This is a genomic window from Pseudoalteromonas rubra (assembly GCF_005887095.1).
In the GTDB taxonomy this organism is placed as follows: domain Bacteria; phylum Pseudomonadota; class Gammaproteobacteria; order Enterobacterales; family Alteromonadaceae; genus Pseudoalteromonas; species Pseudoalteromonas rubra_E.
In genome coordinates, this window is sequence record NZ_PNCI01000114.1 from 1 (window position 1) to 10,513 (window position 10,513).

The following is a 10,513-nucleotide window of genomic DNA, read 5'->3' on the forward strand; positions in this document are numbered from 1 at the left end:
GTGATTTACTCAGACCATTGCACAGGAAGATCAGCTCGGTAAAAGCGGATGACGCTTATTATACCCGAGGCTGTTATGCCGAAGTTGCAGCCAAAAAGGCCGATGCGCCTAAGCTATCAGGATTTGATCAACAAGGCCATGGTGAGTGCTGATCCGGCATGGCAGGCAAAACAAGTAGGGCATAAATACAGAGGTATGCTCCGGAAAATTTACGCTTAGTAGATTCAGGGTGCACGTCTGGAAAGCTGGCTGAATTGGCAGAAAAGCTGGGGCAAGTTGCCCCAAAAGGTCGACCATGGAATTAACCTCTTGTCTTGATTAGCAAAAAGACCTTAAAACGGCATCTTGAAGCCCGATGTCTTGTAAAAGATACAATTGCCACAAAGGCGGTTTGGCTTTTTTAACCAATTTTAGAGCTTTTATTCACACTTGCTCAGATGAGGGTTATTATCAGATAAGTCTATTTGCAAAAACCGCCAGAAAAAGGCCCTGTACAATGACCAATATGAGCACAGTTTCTGAACATACCTTGCTAACCATGAACTTTCAGGCGCTGCAATCTGCCTATGCCCGGGACCCTGCGCCCGACTATGCGCAACGCATTGCTGTGCTCAAAAAGCTCAAACGTGCACTGGTCTCGCACGAACAACACATCTATCAGGCCTTGTCTCAGGATTATGGTTATCGCAGTCAATTCGATACTTTCTTTGCCGACATTATGCCCACCATTTCAGCCATTAATTATGCCATCAAACATCTGAAAAAATGGATGCAGCCCTCAAAACGCCATGCCGGGCTCATGCTTATGCCGTCAAAAGTGAAAGTACATTATCAGCCCTTAGGAGTGGTTGGCGTTGTAACCCCCTGGAATTTTCCCTTTTATCTTGCCCTGGGGCCAACTATACAGGCGCTGGCCGCCGGCAACCGGGTGATGATCAAGATGAGTGAGTTCACACCTCATGCAAATCAGGCATTAAAAAGCATTCTTGAAGATATCAGCGATCATGTACATTTGGTCGAAGGTGATGCACAAATTGGCGCGGCATTCGCGGCTTTGCCATTCGACCATCTGATTTTTACAGGCTCAACCGAGGTAGGCAAACTGGTTGCCAAATCGGCCGCCGATAACCTGACACCTATTACACTGGAGTTAGGAGGTAAATCTCCCACCATCATAGATCAGGATATCGATATGGGCGTTGCAGTCGATGCATTGATAATGGGTAAGTCTATCAATTCCGGACAAATCTGCGTTGCCCCCGATTATATCTTTGTGCCTGCTACGCGTATAGACGCTTTCATAGACACATTTATTACACGCTATACTGAGTATCACCTCACGAGCAAAAACAGCAACATACAAAGCCATATTATCTCCGACCGTCAGCTTACCCGGTTACTACATTTGCTGGATGATGCAAAATCAAAAGGTGCTAAAGTTCATGCCGTTAAAGCGCATGACCCAAGTGACAACAAGTGTGTTTATCCGCACCTGCTCACCAACGTCAGCGAAGATATGGCAGTGTTGCAAGAAGAGATTTTTGGCTCGCTACTGCCGGTGATGACCTACAACACACTGGATGAGGTTATTTCCTATATTAACGCTCGACCTCGCCCGCTGGCGCTATATATAATGTCAAAAAACCACCCCCTGATAGAACGCCTGATAGCCAGCACCCACAGTGGGGGGATCAGTATCAATGATACCACCATGCATGTCGTCGCGGACGATGCGCCATTTGGTGGAATTGGCCACTCTGGTATGGGGCAATACCATGGTTATGAAGGGTTTTTAACTTTTTCAAAGGCCAAAACCGTGCTGTATTCCAGCAGCTGGTTGCCAAAGAATCGATTTGTACTTAAACATCGGGATTGGGTGTTTAAGGTACTACGTAAGTGGCTGCTCAGGTAACCCGAGTAGCCACCCTAACTTCCTTTTTCGTGCTCGTTGTCCCCCCCTGTAACTTGTTGTAATAGCCAAATGCTCACCTGGTAACTATTCTTTTACACCTCTCTGAGCGCAAGGAAAAAACAATGAGCAAGTTAACTGCAATCGCTACGCTGAGTGCGGCCAGTCTGCTGGTCTTAATTGGCTGTAGCACCAACCGTCATACCGCTCCTGCCGACCCTATCGACATTACTAAAGAACAAGGTGATGTGCCCAAACGGGTATGGCTGGATCAGGGCTGGAGCGAAAAAGTCCGCGAAGATTTCTGGTTCACCGGCCAGGGGTCACAGATCATTCCCTACACCTGGTTTGTATGGCTGGAACAGGCCGACAGTGAACAGTTGTTTCGCCATGCTGACCATATGGAATTTCTGCGGTATCTGCCCAGCAAAGCCAGTGAACTGAACCCGGGCGGTTTGCCCATTGGCTTTGCCCTGCACAGTAACCAAAAAACCGGCGAGAACTGGGTCGGTATGACCTGTGCTGCGTGCCATACCAGCCAGATCGATTACAACGGCACTAAAATGTTAATCGAAGGTGCTCCCACGCTGGCAAACTTTGTACTGTTTTTTGACCGCCTGGTTGCTGCACTGAACACAACACTGAATGACGATGCCAAATTCAACCGTTTTGCGCTTAATGTATTGGGGTCAAAATACAGCGACAGTAGCAAAGCGAGCCTCAAACAGCGATTACAACAGGTTGCGTTGCAAACCGCACAACGCCAGGCCGTGAATGCACTGCCTGAGGACTACCCGCAAGACTTTACCAGTTATGCCCGGTTAGATGCGTTTGGCAATATTCAGAACGCCGGTACCGCATTTGCGCTCAATGATCTGACCAATAAAAATACCCCGACTGGCCCTGTGTCTTATCCTTTCTTATGGGGGACACACCAGTCAGATGTGGTGCAATGGAATGCTTCAGCCCCGAATACACCGATTGTTGGCCCGCTGGTGCGCAACATAGGAGAAGTCGTTGGGGTGTTTGGCGAATTACAGATAGAAGAAGCGCCTTTCTGGCAACGTGTATGGGGTAAAAAGTTCCGTTACAGCTCAACGGTAGACATGATTGGGCTGGGCAATCTGGAGTCCTGGGTTAAAACCCTGCGTTCACCCCAGTGGCCACTTGAGCACCTTCCTGCCATAGATACGCAAAAGGCAGCCAAAGGGGGATTACTTTATAAACAAGCCTGTGCCAGTTGCCACCAACTGATCCCCCGGGAAAAAGAGCATCTCAATTATATCGCGAACCAAACCCAGGTTTCTGAGCTGGGCACAGATCCGGTAACAGCCAATAACGCCTCCTGTCATATGGCGAAAACACTAATTCTGGAAGGCACCAAAGAACGCATTCTGATCGGCAGTAAGTTTCAGGCCATCGACAATGCCATCGATGTGCCTGTCAATGGTGTGGTTGGCTTAGTTTTAAAAGATTTACCCACGGCCCTTAAGGCAGGCAATATCCCCGAAAGAACCGGCACAGACGGGCAGAAAATCTCGGTCGTCAAAGAGCTGGAAAACCTCATCGTGCAACACCTGAAAGCACGGGGAAAACGTGCCGATGCAGTGGAAACCGATTGTGTTGATGGTGTGCTTGATGGCGCCGTTTACAAGGGCCGTCCGCTCAATGGGATCTGGGCCACTGCGCCTTATCTGCATAATGGCTCAGTACCCAACCTATACGAATTGATGAAAAAGCCCGAAGAGCGCGTCACTGAGTTTTGGGTCGGTAGTCGTGAATTCGACCCGGTCAATGTGGGCTATGTCACCACACAAGGACTCAACAAGTTCAGGGTAAAAGCCAGCAATGGCCAGATTATGCCCGGTAACTCCAATCTGGGCCACAGTTACGGCACTGAGTTTAGTGACGAGGAAAAGTGGCAAATCATCGAGTTTATGAAAACGCTGTAGTGCGGATGGCGGCCTGCGTCGCTATGCAGCAGGCCATTTTATACAAAGTACCAAAGATAAGGATCCGATGAAACATTCTGTCCACAGATCTGACAGAGCAGATCTCTGCAAGTAAAATCGCCAGCGCGCCGTTTCAAGCGGCCAGCTAACATCAGCCGCTAACAGAGTGGCCAACGGGCCACTCTGGTTGCTGTTTGTCTACGAACGATCCACAAATTCGCGGTTGAATGCCAGAAAATCGGAAAATGAACGAGTACTGAGGTGTTCAAGGTAATAGGCTCTGTGCTGTGCTATTTCAGGCGCTGATTGCGATAACATCTGCATGACCCCCTCATTTCCAGCCTCTAATACTGACCCGGCCAAAATAGCAGCAACATACTGTTGTGCCTGATCTTCCGGTTGCAAAACTGAGGCAATATATAATTGGTTGTATAAATTCAAAGCCGGGGTAAACGCATAAGGGCAGGACTCGCGGTATACATGACCCACCGCCAGTTCAGGGATCAACGCACACCGTCCGCCGGCCATAAACGCCTTGGCGCTCAAAAACTGCTCATCGCCGCCCCACTCCAGCAGCCCAACGAGGCCGCCAATTTCTTCATAAAATGCTTTCCTAAAGCAGTAAAATGCGCCATAAATACACGGAATAGTGAGGTCTTGTGTTGGTTCCAGTAACCAATTTATATGCTGAAAATCCTTAGGCTCTTTTACCGGAATATAAACGCCACACCCCAACGGCGCCGCTTCAACCTTTTCCCAGTCGGTATTAAGGTGCACCGATTTACTGCAAAATATCGTCCTGGGATCGCTTTGAATCAGGTGCGCAACATGCGTGTCCCAGCCAGAATCATAAAACTGCATGTGCGCATCCAGTAATACAATATTGTCGTACGAGGCAATTTTAATGCCTAGTTCCCGGCAAGCTGCCACACCGATCCTGAAAGAGTTGCGTATATACTCAGCTTCAAATATCTTTGCATATTTTTCATAATCATAGCCATCATCGCTGGCATCGTTTATCAAAATGATCTCTATGTCGCTGGTAATCGTTGCTTTGATACTTTCCAGCGTCTTCCTGACATTATCGCCTTCATTCAAAAATGGCATAACCACACTCAGACTCACTAGCAAACCTCACAATTAGTAAAAGCAATTGACTCAATGTACCCGCAGTGATACGTTAAATCAAGATTAACAAAACGTAAATAAAGGAGTGATAGATGAAACCATCATTAAATAAAAAGCACATTAAGAAATTATCAAGTGATAACAAAGATATGTTGCAGGCGGCAACACCTCAGGTTGCCGGCGGAATACGCTCATTACCGCCAACAAACCCAATGCAAGACTGCCCTATGACGAAAGATAAAACACGCTGCGTTGAGTGCTTGCCTACGGGTCCTGTGACTTGCCCTTGCCCACCAGTAGGTTAAACAGATCATTAAGCCTTTGGTTCGAAATTGATATACCGGCAGTATAATTAGCACAGCTCTCAGTGTTACCAGACATGCATAATGCATACATAATGGTTGAGCTGCGCTAACTTTAGGGCAACCACCTGATGCCACAAAAGGTTACAAATCAAAAAATCAATGACTTATTGTGAAAATCACCTCAATAGGTTAACTTCACGTTCCCAAAAAGCCTCCAAATGTAATTATTGATTGAAGCATACGAATGCCTAAAACATGCGTTGTAAGTCACCTACAGGCTGGTTTACTTGTTGTTGCTGACCGTCGAAAGATAAATACTTTGGATCACATAATTAAGGATAAGTAATGTACACTTTTACTTTTTAGACAATGCACAACCCACATCAACATTGAATGTGTATGGTCGTTCCTCACATCGGGTTGCTAATTACGGCCGCGCCAGTATGCAAACAACCAAAAATGCCAACAATCTGGGTTTTGAACTGGCTCGCCTGCCTTACAATACCAAACAAGACGGCGTGAAATTTCCTATGATGGCAGGTTGTATGAACCTGGCAGTACTCAACACCAGTGCATCAAGCATTGCCCGGGTGAATTTCACCCAAGCCAACCAGACAACCGGTCCTATCACAACCACATTATGTGTACCGGGGAATGACACAACTACCTTTGTTGGGATAGATACCACCACAGAGCGAGTCGCGAATATTTCAGCACAAGTCCCGGCAGAGCTATCTCACTTGTATAAATAATGCTTTATTTGGGAGCTTGAACCGCCAGGCTCCCTCTTTTAAAAGCTATCGCTGGTCACAGCCTCTGCTTGCACCACGCCCGGCAACTATTAAACATTCTCAATTGTCTCCTTCTATTCTCTGGGTTAAGTTTTGTACCTATAAGCTAATATTCCTATTCAAAGGCTTGAGACACAGGCAAAGAGACAATACACATTATCCGTCTGTGAAGGAGCACACATGACCCGAGATTTAACCTATGATGGCCTTCGAGGCTGGTTGCTTATCATCATTGCCTGCAACCACCTGTTTGGCAATTTTGTTACGCAGTTTACCCGCACCCCGCTGGGGTTTGTGTCGGCTGCCGAGGGATTTGTGTTTTTGTCTGGTTTTGTTGCTTATCTGGTGTATGGGCGACTGGCTGGTGATAGCAAAACGATGCAGCACAAAATATGGCGCCGCTGTTGGGTGATTTACGGGTTTCATCTGAGCGCGATTGTTCTGTGCTTTTCACTGGTGGCCTTGTTTCCTATGTATATCCCACAGTGGTCTGATTTTTTTAATGCTGCCAACTGGTTTAGCAATCCCATTCAAAGTGCTATGTCTGCCACCTTTCTGCTGGAACACCCAGGTTTTCACGATATTTTGATCCTCTATCTGGTGCCTATGGTGTTTCTGCCTTTTGCTATTCAGGCGCTTAAACAAGGTAAAGTGTGGTATATCATCACAGCTTCCTTTTTAGTCTGGTGGCTTGCCCAGTTTGTAACGGCAGAGTTTTTAGCGCCGCCGTTTAGTCGTGTATTTAATGACATCACACTAAACGTGAGTCATTTTGACCCCTTTGCCTGGCAGGTTTATTTTTATATGGGTGTGGTGCTCAGCTACCTGAAGTTTGATAAGGGCCATAACTTTACTTTCACACCTGTGGTGCGGGTAATGCTGCTCAGTGGTGTGGGCTTCTTTTTTACTGTTAAACATGGTTATCCGCAGCTCATGCAACCTTACTATACAGGCCACGGTAGCGCTTCATTACTTTATCAGCTCAACCTGCTGTTGAGCGCGTATCTGATAATGCTGCTAATGCGTCGTTTTTCGTGGTTCTTTACACTCAGATATCCGGTGTTTCTCGGTCAGCATGCCCTGCCCGTTTTTGCCTTCCACTGTGTAGTGGTTTACTTTCTGCTGCCCTGGAGTCATGCATATACCACCGCCCAATGGTATTGGGACCTGTTGATTTGTATGTGCTTTGCAGGCCTGCTTGCTCTTCCGGCTAAGCTTGATCAACGCTGGCGAAAGTATCGCCGTAAGGCCCATTATAAGGTAACCAGCATGAGCCGAGTTAATAAATCATACTAGCCAAAGCGGATCACTTGGCTGTGATTCAATCGGATAGGCAACTTACTTCCTGATCATGCCCCAGGTTACCCTTCTCGACAGAACCACGTTGGGCAAACAGCATATCCGGGCAGGAAAAGTCATCACCAAACATCAAATATAACTCGTATACATGCTCTATGGTCATCACTGAGCGACCCGATTCAAAATTACTGATTGTTGACTGATCAACATTGAGCTTGGCGGCCAGCTGAGCCTGTGAAAGCTTGTTCTTATGCCTTAACTGTCGCAAATTACATTGTAACCTGACCATCAGTTTATTGATCCTTTGCTTTCTGCCAAATGCATCATTTTTCATACTCGTATCCTTATCACCTTTACTCTGCCAGCTGACCCTACACGGATTTACGCAGTCCAATTTCAACCATGACAACACACGTTTTGTTTTGCATGCACGCCAGACGTCATTAACCGCTTATGTGTATTGCTTGTCCAAAGTGCTGCGTGAGTACTGTCATCCCAATATTTAATTAAAAGCCGCTTAATGTAACCAACCTGTTGACCTTTTTAACGATTGGAAATATCGTGTAACGCACAGTCCCGCACGGCTGTTGCATCGGTATAGGTCAGGTACTCTAACTTAAGCCAGATTGACATGTTCCCTTTTTGTATTAACATTGCGACTTTCTTGTTAAGATTATGTTCATTCGAATGTGGAAAAGTCTCCGCATTACAATAAAAAAAGGAAAAAAAGGACGTGATTGATGGCGATGATTTAAAAGCAATGAGAAAAAATGCCGGCATATCACAGGAGCTGATGGCAAAAAAGTTAGAGTGCGACCGCAAAACAATCAGTAACTATGAGCAGGGCGTCAGCGACATTAAGTCTAAACAGCTGTTTCGCTGGCTGATGCTATGCAAAATAGATACACGCTCTTTACTCAATGAAATCAGGCAAATTAGTGGCAGTTTAAACCGCCATGATGCGTCAAAGTTACAGGATGACGAAAAATGAAAAAGATACGCCCACTCACACTTCTAACTAAATTGGCTTCTCTGGTAAAACTAACTGGCCGAGATATGGGTCGAGACCTGAGTAACGATAATAGCTTATCTGGTTGTCAGAAAGAATTTGTATCGGGATGTGGGCCCTATCGACCTGATGAGCCTCATGTCAACAGACCATATAAGCAAGTGGAAGCTAAGGATTCTGATATTACAACAGCAATATTATTTGCAGACTCTAGAATATCTAAAAACTCTCGGAAACTTCTTGGTGAACAGCGGTTAAGGACAAAAAAAATAAACTTAAATACTTGTAATATAGTACTTGGAGGCCTTGGTGCAACTAAGCCGCCTAGAGCTCAAGCCACTAGTACCGAGATCCCCCCAAAGCAAAAAAAAGCAGGTACACAAGGATAGGTAATGAAACTTTCTCATTTAATTCTAGTCATTATTGCTGCAATTGCATTCTTCTATATTCAGCTTTGGGAGCATGTAGTTGTCACTCCGCTCTACTTAGTGCTTCTGAGTGCATGCACTATTTACGGAGTATATAAACAAGATGTCAATGTAGCTCATATTTCAGGTTACATCTTAGTTTTGACAGCAATTGATCATACAATATTTGCAACTGGCTTAATCAACAACGTTACACCAGAAAAAAATAAACTTCTTCAAGGTACTATAATCTATGGAACTCACTTTTTGCTTAGTTTAGCAATGGTAATTGTATTGATATTTAGAGTTCAGATTACAAGACTTTTTTCCAATTCATCGAAAGTAAAGCTCACACACTTTGACGGAATATTTCACTGGATTTTTATTTATAACTCAGCAGTTTATTTATTTGCGCTACTAGAAAACATCGCCTGGTCTTACTTCGAGATGAAATCCTGGACATTGATATATGATAATTTTGAAGGATTAATCTATATCGCCTGGGCACTGTGTTGTGGCGCATTGCTAACCATGATGATCCTGTCCGCAAGAGAAGGTGGTACGCAGGCTTCCCGCGCATCTTAATTGACTTTTAAAATACTATCGCCAAATGCCAGTCAGCAAAACTAACTGGCATTTTTTGTGCGCCCCTCTAACTTGCATGCACCCGTTTTATTTCTTCAATTAAAGCCTCAGCTAAGGGCGATGCCGTATTACTTTTTGACGTGATCAGCATCACCGGGATCTGATAGGCGTATATTTCTGGCTGTATGGCTCTGAATATGCCTTTATCGACCCAGTAGCTGGCGTAATGTTCAGGCAGATAACCAATGAACTCGCCGGACAGTATTAAGTGGGCAATACCTTCATCGTGATAGGCAATGGCACTATTCTGATAGTTCAGGCCATCGTTGCGCACTTCTTTATCGCGCAGGTAGTTACTGGTGATCACCTCGGCTTCGGCAAGCAATGCTTCCAACTCGGCGTTATTCCTCCCGGTTTTACTCTGCTCACTTGCCGCCAGGTCACTTTCCACCAGCTCACTTTCTATCAAATCAAACAGGGGATGTCCTTGCGCACAATATAAATAGTTGTATTCATTGTGTAGCGGATAATAATCCAAACCGCGCAGCTGATGGCGGCTCACGCCCAGCCCCACCAGAGAGCGACCATTAACCACTGAGGTTTCGACTTCGCGGGCTTCACACACATGGATATCAAACTGAATATTGCCACCGCGGGCTTTGAGCGCCGAAATAGCTCGCGCTAAACCGCAACGGGGATCGCTGACCATAGTATCTATGGTGGCAATGGTCACTCGCCCCGAGAGTTCGTTTTTAGAGCTGGCCACAGTGCTGGCAAAAGCTTCACACTGTTGCAGCAACTCCAGAGATGCCTGATAAGTCACCCTGCCCGGCTCTGTCAGCTCAAAGCCGCTGCGCCCGCGTTTGCATAATTTCAGGCCCAGTCGTACTTCCAGATCCGATAAGTGCGAACTAATGGTCGAACGGCCGATGTTCAGGCGCGACTCCGCAGCCGACAGTCCACCACATTCTACGATGGCGACAAAGATCCGCAACAACCTTAAATCAACGTCTTGTACCTGCACGCTTGTTTACCTCTTTTAGTTTATGGCTTGTAATGCTCCGGCCTACCCTATTTCTCCCGTCAGATTTAACACCCAAGTTGCCTGTTAGTAGATCCCGCATCAAG

At 46.1% G+C, this 10,513-nt stretch carries 11 protein-coding genes; 8 read left to right on the top strand and 3 right to left on the bottom strand.

Annotated elements, in window-relative coordinates; all coding sequences use genetic code 11:
* The first annotated feature begins 505 nt into the window (after positions 1–505).
* Together CWB99_RS23440 and CWB99_RS23445 are read left to right on the top strand one after the other, a co-directional pair.
* Positions 506–1,912: a coniferyl aldehyde dehydrogenase gene (locus CWB99_RS23440; RefSeq protein WP_249332095.1), complete on the top strand. Its 1,407-nt coding sequence runs from the start codon at positions 506–508 to the stop codon at positions 1,910–1,912.
* A gap of 122 nt (positions 1,913–2,034) precedes the next feature.
* The gene (locus tag CWB99_RS23445) at positions 2,035–3,861 is read left to right on the top strand and encodes a di-heme-cytochrome C peroxidase (RefSeq protein WP_138553591.1); all 1,827 of its coding nucleotides are present in this window, start codon (positions 2,035–2,037) and stop codon (positions 3,859–3,861) included.
* A gap of 198 nt (positions 3,862–4,059) precedes the next feature.
* Here the strand turns inward: CWB99_RS23445 and CWB99_RS23450 are convergent, their stop codons facing one another.
* Complete coding sequence (locus CWB99_RS23450; RefSeq protein WP_138553593.1) at positions 4,060–4,968, bottom strand: glycosyltransferase; 909 nt, start codon at positions 4,966–4,968, stop codon at positions 4,060–4,062.
* Positions 4,969–5,081: 113 nt separating this feature from the next.
* Here CWB99_RS23450 and CWB99_RS23455 point away from each other — a divergent pair, with 113 nt between their 5' ends.
* The 3 genes from CWB99_RS23455 to opgC all read left to right on the top strand — a co-directional run bounded on the left by CWB99_RS23455 (position 5,082) and on the right by opgC (position 7,381).
* Positions 5,082–5,294 carry a hypothetical protein gene (locus CWB99_RS23455; protein ID WP_138553595.1) on the top strand — a complete coding sequence of 71 codons (213 nt, stop codon included), beginning with the start codon at positions 5,082–5,084 and terminating at the stop codon, positions 5,292–5,294.
* A gap of 443 nt (positions 5,295–5,737) precedes the next feature.
* The gene (locus tag CWB99_RS23460) at positions 5,738–6,046 is read left to right on the top strand and encodes a hypothetical protein (protein ID WP_138553597.1); all 309 of its coding nucleotides are present in this window, start codon (positions 5,738–5,740) and stop codon (positions 6,044–6,046) included.
* Positions 6,047–6,265: 219 nt separating this feature from the next.
* Positions 6,266–7,381: an OpgC domain-containing protein gene (opgC, locus tag CWB99_RS23465; protein ID WP_138553599.1), complete on the top strand. Its 1,116-nt coding sequence runs from the start codon at positions 6,266–6,268 to the stop codon at positions 7,379–7,381.
* A 25-nt stretch (positions 7,382–7,406) separates the two neighbouring features.
* On the opposite strand, the gene CWB99_RS23470 is transcribed toward opgC, so the two are convergent.
* Positions 7,407–7,718, bottom strand: coding sequence for a helix-turn-helix domain-containing protein (locus CWB99_RS23470; protein ID WP_138553600.1), 312 nt, complete (start codon positions 7,716–7,718; stop codon positions 7,407–7,409).
* Positions 7,719–8,117: 399 nt separating this feature from the next.
* Between CWB99_RS23470 and CWB99_RS23475 the strand changes: the two genes are divergently transcribed.
* The 3 genes from CWB99_RS23475 to CWB99_RS23485 are packed head-to-tail and all read left to right on the top strand — an operon-like array spanning position 8,118 to position 9,385.
* A complete protein-coding gene (locus CWB99_RS23475; protein ID WP_010380554.1) occupies positions 8,118–8,375 on the top strand; it encodes a helix-turn-helix domain-containing protein in 258 nt (85 codons plus the stop codon).
* Positions 8,372–8,782: a hypothetical protein gene (locus CWB99_RS23480; protein ID WP_138553602.1), complete on the top strand. Its 411-nt coding sequence runs from the start codon at positions 8,372–8,374 to the stop codon at positions 8,780–8,782. Before CWB99_RS23475 ends, CWB99_RS23480 begins: the two co-directional genes overlap by 4 nt.
* A gap of 3 nt (positions 8,783–8,785) precedes the next feature.
* Positions 8,786–9,385: a hypothetical protein gene (locus CWB99_RS23485; RefSeq protein ID WP_138553604.1), complete on the top strand. Its 600-nt coding sequence runs from the start codon at positions 8,786–8,788 to the stop codon at positions 9,383–9,385.
* A gap of 67 nt (positions 9,386–9,452) precedes the next feature.
* On the opposite strand, the gene CWB99_RS23490 is transcribed toward CWB99_RS23485, so the two are convergent.
* Positions 9,453–10,409 (bottom strand): LysR family transcriptional regulator, encoded by a 957-nt coding sequence (locus CWB99_RS23490; RefSeq protein WP_138553606.1) that lies wholly within the window; start codon positions 10,407–10,409, stop codon positions 9,453–9,455.
* Between the last annotated feature and the right edge of the window lie 104 nt (positions 10,410–10,513).